The organism is Enterobacter sp. 148H3, from assembly GCF_034107425.1.
In the GTDB taxonomy this organism is placed as follows: Bacteria; Pseudomonadota; Gammaproteobacteria; order Enterobacterales; family Enterobacteriaceae; genus Enterobacter; species Enterobacter vonholyi.
Map to the genome: position 1 here is coordinate 118,324 of NZ_JAWNEI010000009.1, position 21,685 is coordinate 140,008.

At 56.0% G+C, this 21,685-nt stretch carries 21 protein-coding genes; 8 read left to right on the forward strand and 13 right to left on the reverse strand.

Annotated features, from left to right (window positions below; genetic code table 11):
* Nucleotides 1-319 precede the first annotated feature (319 nt).
* The 3 genes from USH94_RS14625 to yobA are packed head-to-tail and all read right to left on the reverse strand — an operon-like array spanning nt 320 to nt 1,917.
* The gene (locus USH94_RS14625; RefSeq protein ID WP_111964807.1) at nt 320-658 is read right to left on the reverse strand and encodes a YebY family protein; all 339 of its coding nucleotides are present in this window, start codon (nt 656-658) and stop codon (nt 320-322) included.
* A gap of 16 nt (nt 659-674) precedes the next feature.
* A complete protein-coding gene (copD, locus tag USH94_RS14630; RefSeq protein WP_111964808.1) occupies nt 675-1,544 on the reverse strand; it encodes a copper homeostasis membrane protein CopD in 870 nt (289 codons plus the stop codon).
* Nucleotide 1,545: 1 nt separating this feature from the next.
* Complete coding sequence (yobA, locus tag USH94_RS14635) at nt 1,546-1,917, reverse strand: CopC domain-containing protein YobA (RefSeq protein WP_111964809.1); 372 nt, start codon at nt 1,915-1,917, stop codon at nt 1,546-1,548.
* Nucleotides 1,918-2,054: 137 nt separating this feature from the next.
* Here yobA and USH94_RS14640 point away from each other — a divergent pair, with 137 nt between their 5' ends.
* The 3 genes from USH94_RS14640 to exoX all read left to right on the forward strand — a co-directional run bounded on the left by USH94_RS14640 (nt 2,055) and on the right by exoX (nt 3,733).
* Nucleotides 2,055-2,285 carry a DNA polymerase III subunit theta gene (locus tag USH94_RS14640; RefSeq protein WP_008500465.1) on the forward strand — a complete coding sequence of 77 codons (231 nt, stop codon included), beginning with the start codon at nt 2,055-2,057 and terminating at the stop codon, nt 2,283-2,285.
* A 110-nt stretch (nt 2,286-2,395) separates the two neighbouring features.
* Nucleotides 2,396-3,046: a carbon-nitrogen hydrolase family protein gene (locus tag USH94_RS14645; protein ID WP_111964810.1), complete on the forward strand. Its 651-nt coding sequence runs from the start codon at nt 2,396-2,398 to the stop codon at nt 3,044-3,046.
* A gap of 24 nt (nt 3,047-3,070) precedes the next feature.
* Nucleotides 3,071-3,733, forward strand: a complete 663-nt coding sequence (gene exoX / locus USH94_RS14650; protein WP_010432611.1) for an exodeoxyribonuclease X — start codon at nt 3,071-3,073, stop codon at nt 3,731-3,733.
* On the opposite strand, the gene ptrB is transcribed toward exoX, so the two are convergent.
* Nucleotides 3,730-5,790 carry an oligopeptidase B gene (ptrB, locus tag USH94_RS14655; RefSeq protein WP_111964811.1) on the reverse strand — a complete coding sequence of 687 codons (2,061 nt, stop codon included), beginning with the start codon at nt 5,788-5,790 and terminating at the stop codon, nt 3,730-3,732. The two genes, exoX and ptrB, sit on opposite strands and share 4 nt — an antisense overlap.
* Before the next feature lie 85 nt (nt 5,791-5,875).
* The gene (locus USH94_RS14660) at nt 5,876-6,523 is read right to left on the reverse strand and encodes a tellurite resistance TerB family protein (protein WP_111964812.1); all 648 of its coding nucleotides are present in this window, start codon (nt 6,521-6,523) and stop codon (nt 5,876-5,878) included.
* Nucleotides 6,524-6,694: 171 nt separating this feature from the next.
* Between USH94_RS14660 and purT the strand changes: the two genes are divergently transcribed.
* Nucleotides 6,695-7,873, forward strand: a complete 1,179-nt coding sequence (gene purT, locus USH94_RS14665) for a formate-dependent phosphoribosylglycinamide formyltransferase (protein ID WP_111964813.1) — start codon at nt 6,695-6,697, stop codon at nt 7,871-7,873.
* 41 nt (nt 7,874-7,914) lie between these two features.
* Here the strand turns inward: purT and kdgA are convergent, their stop codons facing one another.
* From kdgA to zwf, 3 genes are all read right to left on the reverse strand, one after another.
* On the reverse strand, nt 7,915-8,556 hold the full coding sequence (kdgA, locus tag USH94_RS14670; RefSeq protein WP_063409039.1) for a bifunctional 4-hydroxy-2-oxoglutarate aldolase/2-dehydro-3-deoxy-phosphogluconate aldolase: 642 nt from the start codon (nt 8,554-8,556) through the stop codon (nt 7,915-7,917).
* Nucleotides 8,557-8,595: 39 nt separating this feature from the next.
* On the reverse strand, nt 8,596-10,407 hold the full coding sequence (gene edd, locus USH94_RS14675) for a phosphogluconate dehydratase (RefSeq protein ID WP_111964814.1): 1,812 nt from the start codon (nt 10,405-10,407) through the stop codon (nt 8,596-8,598).
* A 233-nt stretch (nt 10,408-10,640) separates the two neighbouring features.
* Nucleotides 10,641-12,116: a glucose-6-phosphate dehydrogenase gene (gene zwf / locus USH94_RS14680; protein ID WP_008500457.1), complete on the reverse strand. Its 1,476-nt coding sequence runs from the start codon at nt 12,114-12,116 to the stop codon at nt 10,641-10,643.
* Between the two features lie 356 nt (nt 12,117-12,472).
* Here zwf and USH94_RS14685 point away from each other — a divergent pair, with 356 nt between their 5' ends.
* Together USH94_RS14685 and pyk are read left to right on the forward strand one after the other, a co-directional pair.
* Entirely contained in the window at nt 12,473-13,342 is an 870-nt protein-coding gene (locus tag USH94_RS14685; RefSeq protein ID WP_111964815.1) for a MurR/RpiR family transcriptional regulator, read from the forward strand.
* A gap of 140 nt (nt 13,343-13,482) precedes the next feature.
* On the forward strand, nt 13,483-14,925 hold the full coding sequence (gene pyk / locus USH94_RS14690) for a pyruvate kinase (RefSeq protein WP_008500455.1): 1,443 nt from the start codon (nt 13,483-13,485) through the stop codon (nt 14,923-14,925).
* Between the two features lie 45 nt (nt 14,926-14,970).
* Here the strand turns inward: pyk and lpxM are convergent, their stop codons facing one another.
* The 3 genes from lpxM to znuA all read right to left on the reverse strand — a co-directional run bounded on the left by lpxM (nt 14,971) and on the right by znuA (nt 18,343).
* Nucleotides 14,971-15,942, reverse strand: coding sequence for a lauroyl-Kdo(2)-lipid IV(A) myristoyltransferase (gene lpxM / locus USH94_RS14695; protein WP_029741765.1), 972 nt, complete (start codon nt 15,940-15,942; stop codon nt 14,971-14,973).
* A 121-nt stretch (nt 15,943-16,063) separates the two neighbouring features.
* Complete coding sequence (mepM, locus tag USH94_RS14700) at nt 16,064-17,383, reverse strand: murein DD-endopeptidase MepM (RefSeq protein ID WP_045326742.1); 1,320 nt, start codon at nt 17,381-17,383, stop codon at nt 16,064-16,066.
* A 15-nt stretch (nt 17,384-17,398) separates the two neighbouring features.
* The gene (znuA, locus tag USH94_RS14705; RefSeq protein WP_127732807.1) at nt 17,399-18,343 is read right to left on the reverse strand and encodes a zinc ABC transporter substrate-binding protein ZnuA; all 945 of its coding nucleotides are present in this window, start codon (nt 18,341-18,343) and stop codon (nt 17,399-17,401) included.
* A 77-nt stretch (nt 18,344-18,420) separates the two neighbouring features.
* On the opposite strand from znuA, the gene znuC reads away from it, so the two are divergent.
* A complete protein-coding gene (znuC, locus tag USH94_RS14710; RefSeq protein ID WP_023312233.1) occupies nt 18,421-19,176 on the forward strand; it encodes a zinc ABC transporter ATP-binding protein ZnuC in 756 nt (251 codons plus the stop codon).
* On the forward strand, nt 19,173-19,958 hold the full coding sequence (gene znuB, locus USH94_RS14715; protein ID WP_111964816.1) for a zinc ABC transporter permease subunit ZnuB: 786 nt from the start codon (nt 19,173-19,175) through the stop codon (nt 19,956-19,958). The genes znuC and znuB overlap by 4 nt, the downstream gene beginning before the upstream one ends.
* A gap of 52 nt (nt 19,959-20,010) precedes the next feature.
* On the opposite strand, the gene ruvB is transcribed toward znuB, so the two are convergent.
* Complete coding sequence (gene ruvB / locus USH94_RS14720) at nt 20,011-21,021, reverse strand: Holliday junction branch migration DNA helicase RuvB (RefSeq protein ID WP_111964817.1); 1,011 nt, start codon at nt 21,019-21,021, stop codon at nt 20,011-20,013.
* Between the two features lie 8 nt (nt 21,022-21,029).
* Nucleotides 21,030-21,644 carry a Holliday junction branch migration protein RuvA gene (gene ruvA, locus USH94_RS14725; protein WP_023617042.1) on the reverse strand — a complete coding sequence of 205 codons (615 nt, stop codon included), beginning with the start codon at nt 21,642-21,644 and terminating at the stop codon, nt 21,030-21,032.
* Between the last annotated feature and the right edge of the window lie 41 nt (nt 21,645-21,685).

Below are 21,685 nucleotides of genomic sequence, written 5' to 3' on the forward strand. Positions count from 1 at the left end.
ACAGGATATGGAAAGTTCGAGAAAGTTTCGGGTGATGTAGAGTCAGTACCGAACAATGCTTTGAAAAACATACAGATAAAAAGAGACCGAATACGATTCCTGTATTCGGTCCAGGGAAATGGCTCTTGGGAGAGAGCCGTGCGCTAAAAGTTGGCATTAATGCAGGCTAAGTCGCCTTGCCTTTTAAGAATAGATGACGACGCCAGGTTTTCCAGTCCACAGCTAAAGCGGTCGGAAAAAAAGCGCCAGAGCATCATTAAATGTGAAAAACCGCAGTGCTTTCGCAAGCATCTGCGGTTTTTTATTGGAATCCCGAACGTTAGCAGAGCTTGTCGGCGCGCTCGATAAACGGTGCCAGACTCATCTTTTGTCCCGGATGCGACGGGTCATCGATCTGAATAATGCTAATCGGCTGTCCGCTGCTTTTACCGCTGGCTACCTGCTGCTCTGCGATATCATTCAGCGGATATTGCACCAGCGTGCTCGGGTTGATCGCATACAGCGCATGGCCCGGACGGCAGGTCAGCATCACCTCTTCGCGATTGAAAGCCCATTTGTCCTTACCCACTTCAAAACGGCTGACGGTGATAACCTGCGGTGCGGCAAGCGCGCTCCCCGTACAGGCCAGCAAGATGAGAGAAAGTACTGTCTTTTTCATATGATATTTAACCTTATCAGAAGGGTTCCCAGGTGGCGAACAGACTGACCGTTGCCAGCACCAGCGCTCCCAGCACCACTTCTGCCTGCGTCATCCTGATAAAAATCTGTTGTGCTCGCCCGCTCTCCGGACGAAACCGTGGCACCAGAAAATACCGATTTGCCAGCGCAATTACCACCATCAACGCCACCAGCGCACATTTGAACAACAAAAACTGTACGTAACCAGCCTGCCAGGGAATATGGACACCCAGTATCATGAGCGCATTGATCGCTCCGCTGAGCAGCACGCCCGCGACGGCGTAATGGCCCACGCGCGAAAAGCGCATCATGGTATAAATGGCGGCATTCTGCCAGCGTCCTTTAGCCAGGCGCATGCAGAACAGCAGAGGCAGTAATCCGCCAAGCCAGGTTGCGGCGCAGATCAGGTGAAAAGCATAATTAAGACGCTGCAACGCCCCCATCGGACCGTCGTTCATTGCCGCGTGCCCTACCCCAGCCAGCAGGATAAGCTGGCCCATCGTAAGCAGCAGCAGCCGCGAACCTTTCAGCGGTGCGAGCCATGCTGCGCCGACCGTGATCGCAGCGAGTATGATTTGCCACAGCCAGACGCCGCCAAACTGCGTCCTCATTACGCCGTACCAGACCTGCGGGGCAAACACATCTCCCCAGCCGTTACCCATCAGTCCGCCCTGAAGCATAAACATCAGGAGCGCTGCCGCCAGGCTCATTAAGGCCGCCACTTTCTGCTGCAGCTGAAATCGCCGGGACATCAGGCGGTGGAGAGAGGAAGGCGCAAACCAGACGCTGTAAAGCGCGTTGCCAAAAACAAGCATCAGCGCCCCGAAATGGATAAAGCGCAACCCGATATAACACAGCGCCAGCATGCTATTTCACGCTAAAGTGATAGCTGCCTTTGGTTTTATGGCCGTCTACGGAGACGACATGCCAGTCTACCTGGTACGTCCCTGACGTCAGCGTTTGTTCCAGCGGAACGGTGAGTTGCGCCTTGTTCTTTTCGTCGCGCGTGGCGGTTCCCGTTTTGATGACCTGCTTTTGCGCATCCGTTACCACCACACCGCTAAACCCCGGTTCGATGCCTTCTGAAAAATTCAGCGTAAGTGCCTGCGGAGCGCTCACCACGCTGTCCGCTGCCGGTCTCTGCTGTTTAAGATGTGCATGTGCCAGCGCGGAGGGCGCCATCATTGTCGAGGCCACAAAAACCAGTGCGCATACCGCGCGGGAGGCGGAGAAACCCATCGCAATCATTCCTTTTTGTTATGTCTGTATGCTAAAGAATAACGCTGTATAATAAACGAGTCGAGGATCATCCTGCCTCCGCTTGTCATCGTCGTGCAATCGCGGTAACGTTGCCGCCGCAGAAAAAGGAGAAGGTAATGAAGATCAATCTGGCCGCCCTTCCGCAGGACGAGATGGATAAAGTGAATGTCGATCTCGCTGCCGCTGGCGTCGCGTTCAAAGAGCGTTACAACATGCCTGTCGTGGCTGAAGTCGTTGAACGGGAACAACCCGCCCATCTGCGCGACTGGTTTCGCGAAAGATTAATCGCCCACCGTCTCGCCTCGGTTAACCTCTCCCGTTTACCGTACGAACCTAAAGTTAAATAAGCTTAACGAGTCGTTACACTTCCTTACGCGGAATCTGGCAGGATAAGAAAACCCTGATAAATTTAGGTGTATTCTTAAATCCCTGCGACTCAGTGTATAAGGAAGTCACGATGTCACATTGGAACATAGCGGCAGCCCAGTATGGCGGGCTGCATCAGAGTGTGAATGACCATGTTACGCACCACCTGCGCTTCATCGCCGAAGCCGCACGACAGGGGTGCGATCTGCTGGTCTTCCCTGAACTCTCCTTAACGGGCTCTGGCGCGCCGACGCTACCTCCCCCACCCGATGACGCGCAGCTGGAGCCGCTGCTTAACGCGGCACATTTTTACCAGATTACCGTTATTGCAGGACTCCCCCTGGAACAGGATGGGCAGAGACAGAAAGGTCTTGTGCTGTTTTCGCCTGCTTGCCATCGCATTTTGCGCTATCCGCAAGGGCGCGGAGCCAGCCTGGTGCCGGGGGACAAGCACCTTAGCATCATTGATGCACATCCCGATTCTCCCAATCTCGATCCCAGAGCAACGCTTGTTACCAGCTGCCAGTCGGTGGGGGAAAATCGCTGGCGGCAGTCCATCAGTAACCTGCAGCGCTTCGCGCATAAATATGCTATTGCGGTGCTGATGGCGAACGCCTGCGGCGGCAGCGCGCTGTGGGATGATAAAGGCCAACTGATCGTCCGCGCGGATAAGGGCGAGCTTCTGGTGACCGGCACGCTCGGCGGAGAGGGTTGGCAAGGCGATATCATTCCTTTAGGCTAGGCGTTTTAAGCTCAGGAGTTTTCAATGCTGCGCGTCATCGATACCGAAACTTGCGATCTTCAGGGCGGAATAGTGGAAGTGGCCTCTGTCGACGTGGTTGATGGTAAAATCGTCAACCCAATGAGCCATCTGGTGCGTCCCGATCGCCCCATCAGCCCCCAGGCGATGGCTATCCATCGCATTACAGAATCGATGGTGGCGGATAAGCCCTGGATTGAAGAGATCATTCCGCACTACTACGGTAGCCCGTGGTACGTCGCGCATAACGCCAGCTTTGACCGCCGGGTGCTACCTGAAATGCCGGGCGAATGGATTTGCACAATGAAGCTGGCGCGTCGTCTCTGGCCGGGCATTAAATACAGCAATATGGCGCTGTACAAGTCCCGCAAGCTCAGCGTTCGTACCCCTGAGGGGCTTCACCATCACCGCGCCCTGTATGACTGCTATATCACCGCCGCGTTGCTGATTGATATTATGAATATCTCAGGCTGGACACCGGATGATATGGCGACGATCACCGGACGCCCCGCGTTACTGACCACATTTACCTTTGGTAAATATCGCGGGAAGCCGGTGTCCGAGGTAGCGGACAAAGACCCGGGCTATTTGCGCTGGCTGTATAACAACCTCGACAGAATGAGTCCGGAACTGCGCTTAACGCTGAAACATTATCTGGGCGACGCTTAACCCTCCGCACGGCCTGGCAGCGTGTCCTGCGCCAGGCCAATCAGGAAGGCATATTCCAGGGCAACCCCTTCGTAGGATTTAAATCGTCCCGATTTCCCGCCGTGTCCGGAGTCCATATCGGTACACAGCAGCAGCAGATTGTCATCGGTTTTCAGCTCCCGCAGCTTTGCCACCCATTTTGCCGGCTCCCAGTACTGTACCTGAGAATCATGCAAACCGGTGGTGACCAGCATGTGCGGGTAGGCTTTCGCCTCCACGTTGTCGTACGGGCTGTACTCTTTCATATAGCGGTAGTACATCTCATCCTGCGGATTTCCCCACTCCTCAAACTCCCCGGTGGTAAGAGGGATAGATTCATCGAGCATGGTCGTGACCACATCGACAAACGGTACCTGCGCGACAATCCCCTTAAAGCGGTCGGGACGCTGGTTGATAACCGCCCCCATCAGCATGCCGCCCGCGCTGCCTCCCATGCCAAAGCAGAGTTGCGGATCGCCATAGCCCTGCTCAATTAGCGCATCGCAGACGTCGAGATAATCATTGAAGGTGTTTTTCTTTTTCAGGAATTTCCCGTCTTCATACCAGTGTTGGCCCAGCTCACCGCCGCCGCGAATATGGGCTATGGCGAAAACAAAACCGCGATCGAGCAGGCTTAATCGGCTGCTGCTGAAATCGGCGTCCATGCTTGAGCCATACGACCCGTAGCCGTAAACCAGGATTGGGTTTTTGCCTTTCTGGAAATGGGCTTGGTGATAGACGAGCGAGACGGGGACCTCAACGCCATCCCGGGCGGTGACCCAGAGGTGCTCGCTGCGGTAGTTTTCAGACTCAAAACCTTTTACCTCGGTCTGTTTAATCACCTGGCGCTGCCCGGTATCCATGTCCAGCTCAAACAGGGTGTCCGGTGTGGTCATGGATGAGTAGCCGTAGCGCAACCGCGATGATTCGGGTTCGGGATTGAATCCAATCCACGTCACATAGGCCGGGTCGTCGAACGCAATCCCCACCACTTCCCGCGTTTTGCGGTTGATTTGCCGGATACTGGTCAGCCCGCGCTGGCGCTCTTCCACCACCAGCCAGTCGGTAAACAGGGTGAACCCTTCCAGCATCACCTGATCCCGCGCGGGGATAAGCACCTCCCACTTGCGCTCATCGCGCACTTTGGTTTTATAGAGACCAAAGTTTTTGCCCTCACGATTGGAGCGCAAATAAAAGCTGTGCTGGAAGTGATCCAGGCTGTACTCGTGATCCTTGCGGCGCGGCAGGAAACAGAGCGGCTGGGCGTCAGGCAGTTCGGCATCCAGCAGCAGAACTTCCGACGTCGTCGCGCTGGCAAGAAAGATAATCACATAGTGGCGCGAGGAGGTTTTATGCAGGCTGACATAGAACGTTTCGTCTTTCTCTTCATAGACGAGCTCGTCGTCTGCGGAGTCCGTTCCCACGGTGTGCCGCCATACCTGGTAAGGCAGTAGCGTCGAGGCGTGCTTTTTGACGTAGTAAACCGTCTCGGAATCATTCGCCCAGACAAAATCCGGGGACACATTTTCCAGCATTTCCGGATACCAGTTGCCGCTCTCCAGATTGCGAAACCGCAGGCCGTACTGACGGCGGGAGAGATAATCCTCCGCCAGCGCCATCACCGCATTGTCAGGCGAAATGGACATGCCGCCCAGGGTATAAAACTCGCTGTGGGCAGCGCGCTGGTTGGCATCCAGCAGAATATCCCACTCGTCCCATTCGGCGCTTAATACCGACTGACGCTGATAAATGGGATACTCATTGCCGGGCTCGTAAATATGGCGATAGCGATAGCCGTTTTTGGTCCAGGGCGCGGAGATATCGCGCTGAGGAATACGCTGCACCATTTCATTCAGCAGCTGGTCCTGAAGCGTCTGCTGGCTGGACATGACCTTGCGGCCATAGTCGTTTTCCTCGTGCAGGTAGTCGAGCACCTCTGGCCGGGAGCGCGAATCGTCCCGTAGCCAGTAATAGTTGTCTATACGCGTATCGCCATGCGTGGTGATCGCATAAGGTATACGTCGGGCTTTCGGTGGCATGTCATCATTCTTTTTCGTTTTACACCCTATAAGGTTGGCAAAACCCACGCATGATGCAAGCGAAACAGGGTCGCAACGGCGAGAACTATCCCTGTAACGCCTGTTTTTGTTCCCGGATATCCCGCTCAATGCCTTCGCGCACGTCTTGTGGGATCTTTAACGCATCTCCCAGGGCATTAAGGTAGCTCCGCTCCATAAAGTGATCGATATCGATGGCGGCACAGCTGAGGAAATAGAGTTCAAGCGCCTCTTCCTCATTTTTCACGCTTTGTGCCAGACGCTGCGGCTCCAGAGGCTGTTCGATGGCCTGCGCCACCAGCGTTCTGCCCTTCTCTTCAACGCCGGCTTCACGCAGCTGCTGCTCGATCGCCAGTCGTTCCTTATCGTCGATATGTCCGTCACTTTTCGCGGCAAAGACCAGCGCCAGGATCAGCCGTTCGGTACGCAGATCCAGCGGCGAGGTGTGCTCGCCGTAGTGTGGTTCATCACTGTGCGCGGTCCTAACCCTGTCCTTGTATTTGTTCCACAGGACGGTACCCGCAATGGCGCCCCCACCGGCCAGCAGTGCGCCTGTCCCGTACTTTGCCAGCAGCTTGCGCGAGGATTTATTCGCGACCAGCAGGCCTGCCAGTCCGCCTAGCGCCCCGGGTACCAGCAGTTTGCTCAGGTCCCGCTCGCCAGACGATGTTTTCTGCCCTAACAGGGATTGCAATTGATTTAGCCAGCCAGACATGATTTCCCTCACTTAACGGTGAACATGATCCACAGCGTAAGCGAGCAGGCGTCAGGAAATGTCTGGACGGGCTAAAGAAGCGCAAATTTCTTCTCCCCTCACCTGGCCGTGTACAAGACAGACGCAAACGTTTTCGTTTATACTGCCCGCAACTTTTTCAGGGGGATTGTTATGATTCGTTTAGGAACTGCGCTGCGACCTGCGGCGACGCGAGTGATGCTGTTGGGATCGGGCGAGCTGGGGAAAGAAGTCGCCATTGAGTGCCAGCGTTTAGGCGTGGAAGTGATTGCCGTGGACCGTTACGCCGACGCGCCAGCCATGCACGTCGCCCATCGTTCTTATGTGATTAACATGCTGGATGGCGATGCCCTTCGCGAGCTGATTACGCGCGAGAAACCTGATTTTGTCGTGCCGGAAATTGAAGCCATTGCCACCGATACGCTGATCGCGCTTGAGCAGGAAGGCCAGCGCGTGGTGCCCTGCGCGAAAGCCGCAAAGCTGACCATGAACCGCGAAGGCATTCGTCGCCTGGCGGCCGAAGAGCTGGGATTGCCCACGTCGAGCTATCGTTTTGCAGGCGATAAGGCGGCATTCCTGCAGGCCGTTGAGGAGATGGGTTACCCGTGCATCGTTAAGCCGGTGATGAGCTCCTCCGGTAAAGGACAGAGCTTTATTCGCGACAGCAGCACGCTGGAAAAGGCGTGGGAGTACGCCCAACAGGGGGGCCGCGCAGGCGCCGGTCGCGTCATCGTCGAAGGCGTCGTGAAGTTTGATTTTGAGATCACCCTGCTGACCGTCAGCGCCGTTGACGGCGTCCATTTCTGCGACCCGATTGGCCACCGCCAGGAAGATGGCGATTATCGCGAATCCTGGCAGCCGCAGCAGATGAGCGCCCTGGCGCTGGAGCGTGCGCAGGCGATCGCCCGTAAAACCGTCCTGGCGCTGGGCGGCTATGGCCTGTTTGGCGTGGAGCTGTTTGTGTGCGGCGACGAGGTGATTTTCAGCGAAGTTTCCCCTCGCCCGCATGACACCGGCATGGTGACGCTGATTTCGCAGGATCTCTCCGAGTTCGCCCTGCACGTGCGTGCCTTCCTCGGCCTGCCCGTCGGCGGTATCCGTCAGTACGGCCCGGCTGCCTCGGCGGTGATCCTGCCGCAGCTAACCAGCCAGAACGTCACGTTTGAGAATGTCGACGGGGCGGTGGGTGCCGGGTTGCAGGTACGATTGTTCGGCAAGCCGGAGATTGACGGAACCCGGCGTCTTGGCGTGGCGTTAGCCACCGGGGATAACGTTGACGACGCCGTGGCGAGAGCCAAAGCGGCCGCAGCAAGCGTTAAGGTAACGGGATAAAAAAACGGGCCGAAAGGCCCGTTTTTCATGCGGCGAATGACTTACTGCTTCGCGCCTTCCACCGCTTCACGAGCCAGTTTTGTGATGCGATCCCAGTCACCCGCTTCCAGCGCATCCGCCGGAACCAGCCATGAGCCACCGATGCACAGGACGCTTTTCAGTGCCAGGTAGTCACGGTAGTTGGCAGGAGAGATGCCGCCCGTCGGGCAGAAGCGTACCTGAGAGAATGGACCCGCAATCGCCTGCAGCGCTTTGGTGCCGCCGTTCGCTTCAGCCGGGAAGAATTTGAACTCTTTCAGACCGTAGTCCATGCCCAGCATCAGTTCGGAGACGGTGCTGATACCCGGGATCAGTGGAATAGTGCCTTCGGTCGCGGCTTTCAGCAGCGACTCGGTCAGACCCGGGCTGATGGCAAACTGTGCGCCCGCTTCGGTCACTTCAGCCAGCTGTTTTGCGTTCGTCACGGTACCCGCACCGATGATGGCGTCCGGCACTTCTTTGGCAATCGCGCGAATGGCATCCATTGCGCAGGCGGTGCGCAGGGTCACTTCCAGAACGCGAACGCCACCCGCAACCAGCGCTTTCGCCATCGGTACAGCGTGCTCCAGCTTGTTTACCACGATAACCGGCACGACAGGGCCAGTGGTCAGGATTGATTCTGCACTTGTTTTCCAGTTTTTCATCAGAGTTTTCTCTCGCCAGATCGTTAAAATCAAGTCGTCTTAAAACGTAATACAGGTAGCGCCCTGCTCCGCACCGGAGAGTTTCTCACGCAGCGCGCTGAACATTTCGCGTCCGGTCCCCACGCGCGATGCGCTCAGGTCAGGAATATGGGGCTGACGTGCCGCCAGCTCGGCGTCATCGACCAGCAGGGTTAACTCACCTGTCTGACCGTTCACGCGGATCGTGTCACCGTCACGCACTTTCGCCAGTAAACCGCCGTCGTAAGCTTCAGGCGTCACGTGGATGGCTGAAGGCACTTTACCGGATGCCCCAGAGAGGCGTCCATCGGTTACTAACGCAATTTTGAAACGGCGGTCCAATAATACACCAAGTGGTGGCATAAGTTTATGTAATTCTGGCATCCCGTTAGCTTTAGGCCCCTGGTGACGCACCACCACCACGCAGTCTTTATCAAGCAGGCCGGCGTCAAAGGCAGGTAATACGTCGTGCTGGCTTTCAAATACCACCGCCGGCGCTTCGATAATCTGGTTCTCTTCCGGTACTGCAGAGGTTTTCATCACCGCGCGACCGAGGTTGCCGCTCAGCACTTTGGTGCCACCGTGAGGAGAGAAAGGTTTGTCGATAGTGGCAATCACCTGCGCATCAAGAGACGCGCTCGCCCCATCACGCCAGTCCAGCTCGCCGTTGTTCAGCCACGGCTCCTGGGTGTAGCGCTGCAGGCCAAAGCCAGCCACGGTATTCACGTCTTCATGCAGCAGACCGCCCTTCAGCAGCTCGCGCATCAGCAGCGGTACGCCGCCCGCGGCCTGGAAGTGGTTAATATCCGCCGGACCGTTCGGGTAGAGGCGTGCCATCAGCGGCACCACGGAAGAGATCTCGGAGAAGTCATCCCAGTTAATCAGAATGCCCGCCGCACGCGCCATAGCCACCAGGTGCATGGTGTGGTTGGTTGACCCCCCGGTTGCCAGCAGCGCGACAATCCCGTTGACGATGACTTTTTCATCGACCATTTTACCCATCGGCATCCATTCGTTGCCGTTTCCGGTCAGACGTGTAACCTGACGGGCCGCGGCCTCGGTCAGCGCCTTGCGCAGCGGCGCATCCGGCTGGATAAAGGACGAGCCCGGAAGCTGCATCCCCATAAACTCCACCACCATCTGGTTAGTGTTAGCCGTACCGTAGAACGTACAGGTCCCCGGCGCATGATAGGACGCGGCTTCCGCCTCCAGCAGCGCCTGACGGTCTGCTTTCCCTTCCGCGTACAGCTGGCGGATACGCACTTTTTCTTTGTTCGGCAGGCCGCTTGCCATTGGACCGGACGGCACGAAGATAGCAGGCAGATGCCCAAACGACAGCGCCGCCATCACCAGACCCGGGACAATCTTGTCGCACACGCCGAGATAAAGCGCGCCATCAAACATGTTGTGTGACAGGCCAACCGCTGCGGACATGGCAATCACTTCGCGGCTCAGCAGGGAGAGCTCCATACCGTCCTGACCCTGCGTTACGCCGTCGCACATGGCGGGTACCCCACCCGCGACCTGCCCCACCGCATTCACGCTGTGCAGCGCTTTACGGATGATGTCCGGGTAAACCTCATAGGGCTGGTGAGCGGAGAGCATATCGTTATAGGCAGTAATGATGGCGATATTGTTACGCAACATGCTTTTCAGCGATGCTTTATCGTCAGGCTGGCAGGCGGCGAAGCCGTGCGCCAGATTCCCGCAGGCCAGCTGAGATCGGTGAACGGTGTTGCTCTTTGCCTGTTCAATCCTGGCGAGGTAGGCCGAACGGGTCTCTTTCGAGCGCTCAATAATGCGTTGTGTTACGCGTAACAATATCGGATTCATAAAAGCTCCTCTCATTTATCTGTCCGGGCTCGGGAGTTTACAAAGTCGCTGGCAGTTGTTAACAACGCTGAAACGCTTGCTGTCCGGAGCTCAGGGGCAAAATCACTTCCGGCAGTGTAATAAAAAAAGCTCCGCGGGTGAATCCACGCGGAGCTTAAAAGTTGAAAATTGTGCCACTAGCTGTGTTAGATCATGTTACCGGTAAAATAACACTTTCGAGCTAGCGGATTATCTTACTCAAACTCGTTCCAGGAGCGGCCATCGCGGGTGATCATCGCCACCGACGCGACAGGTCCCCAGGTGCCCGCCTGATACGGTTTTGGCGCATCCTGATCGGCAGCCCAGGCTTCGGTGATGGAGTCGACCCATTTCCATGCTTCTTCCACTTCATCGCGGCGCACGAACAGCGCCTGAATACCGCGCATGGTTTCCAGCAGCAGACGCTCGTAAGCATCGGCCAGGTGCGTCTGGTTGAAGGTTTCGGAATAGCTCAGATCCAGCTTGGTGGTCTGCAGGTTGTGTTTATGATCCAGGCCCGGCACTTTGTTCAGGATCTGGATATCCACGCCCTCGTCCGGCTGCAGACGAATGGTCAGCTTGTTCTGCGGCAGTTCCTGCCAGGACTCTTTGAACAGGTTCAGTTCCGGGTTCTTAAAGTAGACAACCACTTCGGAACATTTGGCCGGCAGACGCTTACCGGTGCGCAGGTAGAACGGAACACCCGCCCAACGCCAGTCGTCGATATCCACGCGGATCGCCACGAACGTCTCGGTGTTGCTGGACTTGTTCGCGCCCTCTTCTTCCAGGTAGCCTGGCACTTTTTTGCCTTGCGCAAACCCGGCGGTGTACTGGCCGCGAACGGTCTTCTCGCGCACGTTGGAGCGGTCGATACGGCGCAGCGACTTCAGCACTTTCACTTTGGCGTCGCGGATGCTGTCAGCCGTCAGGTCAGACGGAGGAGACATGGCAATCATGCACAGAATCTGCAGCAGGTGGTTCTGGATCATGTCGCGCATCTGACCGGCCTGGTCAAAGTAACCCCAGCGACCTTCAATCCCCACCTCTTCCGCCACGGTGATTTCCACGTGATCGATAGTGCGGTTGTCCCAGTTATTCACAAACAGGGAGTTAGCGAAACGAAGCGCCAGCAGGTTCAGAACCGTCTCTTTACCGAGGTAGTGGTCGATACGGTAGACCTGGCATTCTTCAAAGAACTCGCCCACCTGGTCGTTGATTTCGCGCGAGGTTGCCAGCGACGTACCCAGCGGCTTCTCCATCACGACGCGCGCCGGTTTGGCGTTCAGTTTGGCTTCGCCCAGACCTTTGCAAATGGCGCCGAAGGTGCTTGGCGGCATGGCGAAATAGTTAATGGTGACACGGTTTTTCTGATCCAGCATCGCGCCCAGGCGGGCGAATGCGCTGACGTCATTCACGTCCAGGTTGCAGAAATCGAGGCGTCCACTCAGGGTATCCCACAAACTTTCATCAATTTTTTCTTTCATGAAAGTTTCGAGCGCCTCGCGGACGACTTTGGTATAAGCGTCCTTGTCCCAGTCGGCGCGCCCTACACCCAGGATACGGGTATCCGGATGAATTTGGCCCGCTTTCTCCAGTTGATACAGGGAAGGCAGCAATTTTCGGCGTGCAAGATCGCCTTTCGCGCCGAAAATGACCAGGTCACATGCCTGGGCTGTTTGCGTTACCGCCATGTCATTCTCCTCAGTTGGATCACCTGGTGCTTCTGCCAGGTATCGTTGTAATTTTATTACAATGCACTGTACTGCTTTTACGTCATTCCCGAAACCATTAGCGCTTATCGTCGCGTGCGATACCGCGATTTTTCACCCTTCGGATGATTTCGACGGCTTAATGACGCAACAACCGTCGTTTCTTTGCGCAACAGGGTCATAGCAAAACCCGACATCGATCAAGTAATGAAAAAAAACAACAACATTATCTTGTCGATTGTTACCCTTAATGGAAGCCACAAGGGTAATATCGGCTAAATCGAATCTCGATTTCATCAATTTATGAAATCGTTTACACCCATGAGCGTCCTGTTAACATGAACATGCTGGAAAAAATCCAGTTTCAACTGGAACACCTTAGCAAATCCGAGCGAAAAGTGGCCGAGGTCATTATGGCCTCCCCCGCTCAGGCGATTCATTCAAGCATCGCCGCTCTGGCACAGGAAGCGGGTGTTAGCGAACCCACGGTCAATCGTTTTTGCCGCAGTCTGGAAACGCGCGGCTTTCCTGATTTTAAACTGCATCTGGCACAAAGTCTGGCTAACGGCACCCCTTATGTTAATCGTAATGTGGATGAAGACGACAGCGTTGATGCCTATACCACGAAAATTTTTGAGTCGGCCATGGCTTCACTTGACCACGTCCGTCACTCTCTGGAGATGAGCTCTGTAAATCGCGCGGTGGATTTACTCACCCAGGCCAAGCGAATTGCGTTCTTTGGGCTCGGGTCGTCGGCGGCCGTAGCGCATGACGCCATGAACAAATTTTTCCGCTTTAACGTTCCAGTTATTTATTCCGATGACATTGTGCTGCAACGCATGAGCTGTATGAATTGCAGTGAAGATGACGTCGTGGTACTGATTTCGCATACCGGCCGCACCAAAAGTCAGGTTGAGCTGGCGCAGCTTGCCCGTGAAAACGATGCCATGGTGATTGCCCTCACTACAGCCGGCACGCCGCTGGCGCGAGAGGCAACGCTGGCAATCACCCTCGACGTGCCGGAAGACACAGACATTTATATGCCGATGGTCTCCCGACTGGCCCAGCTCACCGTGATTGACGTGCTGGCGACCGGTTTTACCCTCCGTCGCGGGGCAAAATTCCGGGATAACTTGAAGCGGGTCAAGGAAGCGCTGAAGGAATCGCGTTTTGATAAAGAATTGCTTATAAAGAGCGATGTTCCCTGATAGTTGATAACGAATACGTCACGAATAATGACGATGTAACGATTTACGGCATTCGGTCCCCTCGCCGCTGCCTTGCAGCAGATGAAGGCCGATTCAATGTTCACGCAACACCAAAGTTGTTTCAGTCAACGGAGTATTACATGTCCAGAAGGCTTCGCAGAACCAAGATCGTAACCACCTTAGGCCCGGCCACCGATCGCGATAATAATCTCGAAAAAATTATCGCCGCCGGTGCCAACGTGGTGCGTATGAACTTCTCTCACGGTACGCCAGAAGACCATAAATTACGTGCCGATAAAGTGCGTGAAATTGCAGCAAAACTGGGCCGCCACGTTGCTATCCTCGGCGATTTGCAGGGTCCAAAAATCCGTGTATCGACCTTTAAAGAGGGTAAAGTTTTCCTCAATATCGGCGACAAATTCCTGCTTGATGCCAACCTGGGCAAAGGCGAAGGCGATAAAGAGAAAGTTGGTATCGACTATAAAGGTCTGCCGGCTGACGTGGTGCCTGGCGATATCCTGCTGCTCGACGACGGTCGCGTACAGCTGAAGGTGCTGGAAGTTCAGGGCATGAAAGTGTTCACCGAAGTCACCGTTGGCGGCCCGCTCTCCAACAATAAAGGCATCAACAAACTGGGTGGCGGCCTCTCAGCAGAAGCGCTTACCGATAAAGACAAAGCGGACATCGTAACTGCCGCGCTGATCGGCGTTGACTACCTGGCCGTCTCCTTCCCGCGCTGCGGCGAAGATCTTAACTATGCGCGTCGCCTGGCACGTGATGCAGGCTGCGATGCTAAAATCGTCGCTAAAGTTGAACGCGCGGAGGCCGTTTGCGATCAGGATGCCATGGACGATGTGATCCTCGCCTCTGACGTTGTCATGGTTGCGCGTGGTGACCTGGGCGTGGAAATCGGCGACCCTGAGCTGGTCGGTATCCAGAAAGCGCTGATTCGTCGCGCACGTCAGCTGAACCGCGCAGTGATCACCGCCACTCAGATGATGGAATCGATGATCACCAACCCAATGCCAACCCGTGCGGAAGTCATGGACGTGGCCAACGCCGTGCTGGACGGTACGGATGCGGTAATGCTCTCTGCGGAAACCGCTGCGGGCCAGTATCCGGCAGAAACCGTGGCCGCCATGGCGCGCGTCTGCCTGGGCGCTGAAAAGATCCCAAGCATCAACGTCTCTAAACATCGTCTGGACGTGCAGTTCGACAACGTGGAAGAAGCGATTGCGATGTCTGCGATGTACGCGGCAAACCACCTGAAGGGCGTTACCGCGATCATCACCATGACCGAATCTGGCCGCACCGCGCTGATGACCTCTCGTATCAGCTCTGGCCTGCCAATTTTCGCCATGTCCCGTCACGAACGTACCCTGAACCTGACGGCGCTGTACCGCGGCGTGACGCCGGTTCACTTCGACAGCACCAATGATGGCGTAGCTGCAGCGCACGATGCCGTAAACCTGCTGCGCGACAAAGGCTATCTGGTGTCCGGTGATATCGTTATCGTGACCCAGGGCGATGTGATGAGCACCATCGGCTCAACCAACACCACGCGCGTTATGACCGTCGAGTAATAACGTTTGTGTTAAAAAGCCCTCTCCGTCTGGAGAGGGCTTTTTTTATTTCCTCGGATAAAGCTCTTTGCGTTTGTAGGGCTCTGTTTCACCCGGTTTACGCGTTTTAAGCAGCTTCAAAATCCACGTGTACTGTTCGGCATGCGGCCCCACCAGGATCTCCACCTCTTCGTTCATTCGACGCGCGATGGTGTGGTCGTCCGCGGTGAGCAGATCGTCCATCGGCGGACGGACCTCAATACTCAGGCGATGCGTTTTGCCGTCATAGACCGGGAATAGCGGGATCACGCGGGCACGACAGACTTTCATCAGTCGACCAATCGCGGGAAGCGTCGCTTTATAGGTCGCAAAGAAATCGACAAACTCGCTGTGCTCTGGGCCGTGGTCCTGATCCGGGAGATAGTAGCCCCAGTACCCCTGACGTACCGACTGAATGAAGGGCTTAATGCCATCGTTACGCGCATGCAAACGTCCGCCAAAACGACGACGCACCGTGTTCCAGACAAAATCGTAGATTTTATTTCCCTGGTTATGGAACATCGCCGCCATTTTCTGGCCCTGAGACGCCATGAGCATCGCCGGAATATCAACGCCCCAGCCGTGGGGGACAAGGAAAATCACTTTCTCGTCATTGCGACGCATCTCCTCGATGATGTCCAGCCCTTTCCAGTCAACGCGATCGACGATTTTATCCGGCCCTTTCAGCGCCAGTTCCGCCATCATCGCCATTGCCTGCGGGGCAGTGGTATACATCTCATCAATGATTGCCTCACGTTCGGCGTCGCTTTTCTCAGGAAAACAGTAGTAGAGGTTGATCTGCGCGCGGCGGCGAGCGCTCTTGCCTAAACGCCCGGCCAGACGGCCAATTTTCCCCAGAACTGGGTCTCGGACGGAAGCCGGCAGCAACGCCATCCCCGCAAAGGCGTAAACACCAAGCCAGGCGCCCCAGTTGCGCGGATGGCGGAAGGATTTTTCAAACTCAGGAATGTATTCAATATTGTTTTTTTTGGTTTCCATGCTGGATCCAGGGTCTGATGACGCAAAATTTTATTCAGATAGTGTAGCGAGGCAGTCGTCCCCGCACAAAAGAAAAAGCCGGCGTCAGTGTGCGCCGGCTTTTTTAACAAAAACAGAGGGCTTAGTTCAAGCTCAGCTGCGGTATCACCTCTTTCACCTGCGCCAGATAATCAGTACGATCTTTACCTGTCAGGCCTTCGGTGCGCGGCAGTTTCGCCGTCAGCGGGTTCACTGCCTGTTGGTTGATCCACACTTCATAGTGCAGATGCGGGCCGGTGGAGCGTCCGGTATTGCCGGAAATCGCGATACGGTCACCACGCTTCACCTTCTGGCCCGGTTTGACCAGCAGCTTGCGCAGGTGCATGTAGCGGGTCGTATAAGTACGACCATGACGTACCGCGACATAATATCCGGCGGCACCGCTACGCTTGGCCACCACCACTTCGCCATCCCCTACCGCCAGTACCGGCGTACCCTGCGGCATGGCAAAATCAACGCCACGGTGCGGCGCGACGCGCCCGGTTACCGGGTTCAGACGACGCGGGTTAAAGTTAGAGGAGACGCGGAACTGTTTTGCCGTCGGGAAGCGCAGAAAGCCTTTTGCAAGGCCCGTACCGCTGCGATCGTAGAACTTACCGTCTTCGGCACGAATCGCGTAATAATCTTTACCCTCAGAGCGCAGTCGGACGCCCAGCAGCTGGCTTTGCTCGCGCTTGCCGTCCAGCATCTCGCGTGACATCAGGACGGAGAACTCATCGCCCTTCTTCAGCTTGCGGAAATCCATCTGCCACTGCATGGCTTTGATCACCGAGCTGATTTCAGCGCTGGTCAAACCTGCATCGCGCGCGCTGGAGACAAAGCTCGCGCCCACGGTGCCTTTCAGAACGCTGTTAACCCAGTCACCCTTCTGCATTTCGCTGGTCATCTTGAAACCGTTTGCAGTGCGATCGTAGGTGCGGGTTTCGCGGCGGGACATTTCCCAGGTCAGACGCTGGAGATCGCCATCCGCCGTTAATGTCCAGGAGAGCTGCTGTCCGATTTTCAGATTACGAAGATCTTTATCCGCAGCCGCCAGCTGGCTGATATTGCCCATGTCGATGCCGTACTGGTTCAGCACGCTGCTCAGCGTGTCACCGGTAGACACTACATATTCGTGGATACCCGCTTCGTTCTCGGTTTTATCGTCCAGTTCATCCTGCGGGATAGCTTCATCTTCCTGAGCCGCCTGGTCGATAGGCTCACTGGCTTCAGGCAGCAAAGAACGGATTTCGCTCTTTTCAAGCTCAATGGTTTTGATGATAGGGGCAGAACTCGGGTGGTACACATAGGGCCGCCAGACGGCGACCGCTAAGGTGAGTACTGTAAGCGACCCCAGCATAACGCGGTGGGGTCGAGGCAGATTGTTAAATGCCAGGGCGACAGAGCGGGCTATCTGTTGCACGTATTCACTTCCTCGTTATTCTCCTTTCAGGCAGCTCGCATACTGGTTCGCCAGTTGGCTGAGGAACTGCGAATAGCTCGCTTTGCTCAACTGGATATTCGTACCTAGCGGGTCAAGGGTTCCCATGCGCACGGATGTTCCCCTGGCCACGGCTTCTACGACCGCTGGCCTGAACTGTGGCTCAGCAAAAACGCATGTCGCTTTCTGCTCAACCAGCTGTGTTCTGATTTCATGTAAACGCTGCGCACCAGGCTGAATTTCAGGGTTGACGGTGAAGTGGCCCAGCGGGGTCAAACCGTAGTGTTTTTCGTAATAGCCGTAGGCGTCATGAAAAACGAAATACCCTTTTCCTTTCAACGGTGCGAGCTCATTACCCACCTGCTTATCGGTTGCGGCTAATTGTGCCTCAAAATCCTTCAGGTTGGCGTCTAGTTTGGCTCGACTTTGCGGCATAAGTTCCACTAATTTGTCATGGATTGCAACCGCTGAAAGCCGCGCTATCTCTGGGGATAACCAAAGATGCATGTTGTACTCGCCGTGATGGTGATCTCCATCACCTTTTTCACCGTCTGCAGCATGGTGGTCATGTTCGTCGCCGTCGTCATCCGCCCCTTTCATGAGCAACGGTTTCACGCCGGGGAGGTCGGCAATCGCGACCTGTTTTTCACCCGCCACCTGTTTTGCTGACTTCTGCATGAACGCTTCCATTTCAGGACCAATCCAGACGACTAAGTCCGCGTTTTGCAAGCGTTTTACATCTGACGGGCGCAGGGAATAGTCATGCTCAGATGCACCATCAGGGAGCAGAACCTGGGTCTCCGTTACGCCGTCTGCAATGGCGGACGCGATGAATCCAAGTGGCTTAAGCGAAGCGACAACCGCAGCGTTAACATCTTGTGCGGTTGTCCCCCAAAGGGCAGCAGATAATGCTGCGAAAAGAAGCGTATTTTTATGTAACATAATGCGACTAATCATCGTAGTGAATGCGTGGAATGTGATATTATAACATTCGTTGACTTCTTCAAGCTTAAAATGACATGACAACATTGGTTTCTCTTGAAAATATTTCGGTCTCATTTGGCCAGCGCCGCGTCCTCTCTGACGTGTCGCTGGATCTGAAGCCCGGCAAAATTCTGACGCTTCTCGGCCCCAATGGCGCAGGTAAATCCACCCTGGTACGCGTGGTGCTGGGTCTGGTCGCACCCGATGAAGGCGTGATTAAGCGCGAGGAAAAATTGCGTATTGGCTATGTACCGCAAAAACTTCATCTCGACGCCACGCTGCCGCTGACGGTCAGCCGTTTCCTGCGTCTGCGCCCCGGCACGCGTAAAGCCGATATTCTCCCGGCACTGAAACGCGTGCAGGCGGGCCATCTTGTCGATGCGCCCCTGCAAAAACTCTCCGGCGGTGAAACTCAGCGTGTTTTACTTGCCCGCGCGCTGCTGAGCAGCCCGCAGCTTCTGGTTCTGGATGAGCCGACTCAGGGTGTGGATGTTAATGGTCAGGTTGCGCTTTATGATTTGATCGACCAGCTACGTCGAGAGCTCGATTGCGCAGTGCTGATGGTGTCTCACGATCTCCATCTGGTGATGGCAAAAACCGACGAAGTGCTGTGCCTCAACCATCATATCTGCTGCTCAGGTACGCCTGAAGTCGTCTCCATGCATCCGGAATTCATCTCTATGTTTGGCCCTCGCGGCGCCGAGCAGCTTGGCATTTATCGCCATCATCATAATCATCGCCATGATTTGCAGGGACGAATCGTACTGCGTCGGGGAAATGGACACTCATGATTGAACTGTTACTGCCCGGCTGGCTGGCCGGGATTATGCTTGCCTGTGCCGCGGGCCCGCTCGGCTCGTTTGTGGTATGGCGCAGAATGTCTTACTTCGGTGATACCCTGGCCCACGCGTCCCTGCTGGGCGTGGCTTTTGGCCTGCTGCTGAACGTCAACCCGTTCTACGCGGTGATTGTGGTCACGCTGCTGCTGGCGGCCGGTCTGGTCTGGCTGGAAAAACGCCCTCACCTCGCCATCGATACCCTGCTTGGCATCATGGCGCACAGTGCCCTTTCTCTGGGCCTGGTGGTGGTCAGCCTGATGTCGAACATCCGCGTGGATCTGATGGCCTACCTCTTCGGTGACCTGCTGGCCGTGACGCCGGAGGATCTCATCGCTATAGCCATTGGCGTGCTGGTGGTGCTCGCTATTCTGCTCTGGCAGTGGCGGAATTTACTGGCCATGACCGTCAGCCCGGACCTGGCGTTTGTCGACGGCGTGAAGCTGCAGCGCGTTAAGCTGCTGCTGATGCTGGTGACGGCGTTAACCATTGGCGTAGCGATGAAGTTTGTCGGCGCGCTGATTATTACGTCGCTGCTGATCATCCCTGCCGCTACGGCGCGTCGTTTTGCCCGTACGCCTGAGCAGATGGCCGGTGTGGCCGTGATCGTCGGGATGATGGCGGTAACGGGTGGACTCACCTTCTCGGCGTTCTATGACACGCCTGCGGGGCCGTCCGTGGTGCTGAGTGCGGCGGTGCTGTTTATCTTCAGTATGATGAAGAAGACCGCACACTAGTGGGTATGTCCCCGGAGGCGCTTCGCTTACCGGGGCTACAAATTATCGCTGCTTACGGCATTGCCGGTGGCGTAATGCCGAAATGATTCCACGCCCGCACCGTTGCCATACGTCCACGCGGCGTGCGCTGCAGGAAACCCTGCTGAATCAGATACGGCTCCAGCACATCTTCAATCGTCTCACGCTCTTCCCCGATTGCCGCCGCCAGATTATCCAGCCCGACCGGGCCACCGAAGAACTTGTCCAGCACCGCCAGCAGCAGCTTGCGGTCCATGTAGTCAAAACCTTCGGCGTCGACGTTCAGCATGTCCAGCGCCTGGGCGGCAATCTCGGCGGAAATCGAACCGTTGTGCTTCACCTCAGCAAAGTCACGAACGCGGCGCAGCAGGCGGTTGGCGATACGCGGCGTACCGCGGGAACGCTTCGCCACTTCAAACGCGCCCTCATCGCTCATTTCCAGCCCCATATAGCGGGCGCTGCGGCCAACGATGTGCTGGAGATCGGCAACCTGATAAAATTCCAGACGCTGCACGATCCCGAAGCGGTCGCGCAGTGGGGAGGTCAACGACCCGGCTCGCGTCGTTGCGCCAATCAGGGTAAACGGCGGCAGATCGATTTTGATGGAGCGCGCGGCCGGACCTTCGCCGATCATGATATCCAGCTGGTAATCTTCCATCGCCGGATAGAGCACCTCTTCTACCACCGGTGAGAGACGGTGGATCTCATCGATAAACAGCACGTCATGCGGTTCGAGGTTGGTCAGCATCGCAGCGAGATCGCCCGCCTTCTCCAGCACCGGGCCGGAGGTGGTGCGCAGGTTAACGCCCATCTCATTGGCGACGATATTCGCCAGCGTGGTTTTGCCTAAACCGGGAGGGCCAAAAATCAGCAGGTGATCGAGCGCATCGCCGCGCAGCTTTGCCGCCTGGATGAAAATCTCCATCTGGGAACGAACCTGCGGCTGGCCAATGTACTCATCAAGCAGTTTTGGGCGAATCGCGCGATCCACCACATCCTCTGCCTGAATAGTGCCTGCCGAAACCAGGCGGTCTGCTTCAATCATCCTTTACCTCACAATGCAGCGCGCAGCGCTTCACGAATCAGGGTTTCACTGCTGGCGTCCGGTTTGGCAATTTTGCTCACCATACGGCTGGCCTCCTGAGGTTTATAGCCCAGCGCCACCAGCGCGGCAACCGCTTCCTGCTCGGCATCATCATCCGTCGCAGGCGCACCTGGAGAGGTCAGTACCAGATCGGCCGCCGGCGTGAAGAGATCGCCATGCAGGCCTTTAAAGCGGTCTTTCATCTCGACAATCAGACGCTCTGCCGTTTTCTTACCGATACCCGGAAGCTTAATCAGCGCCGCAGGATCTTCGCGCTCAACGGCATTCACAAACTGTGGTGCAGACATGCCGGATAAGATCGCCAGCGCCAGCTTCGGCCCGACGCCGTTGGTTTTAATCAGCTCGCGGAACAGCGTGCGTTCCTGCTTGTTATTGAAGCCGTACAGCAGTTGGGCATCTTCACGCACCACAAACTGGGTAAAGACAATCGCCTCTTTGCCCGCGTCCGGCAGCTCGTAGAAGCAGGTCATCGGCATATGGACTTCATAGCCCACGCCACCCACTTCCAGCAGCACTAACGGGGGTTGTTTTTCAATGATGATGCCTCTGAGTCTGCCTATCACGTGACGCTCCTGCGTTCTGAAGAAATTAACTGCCGACATAA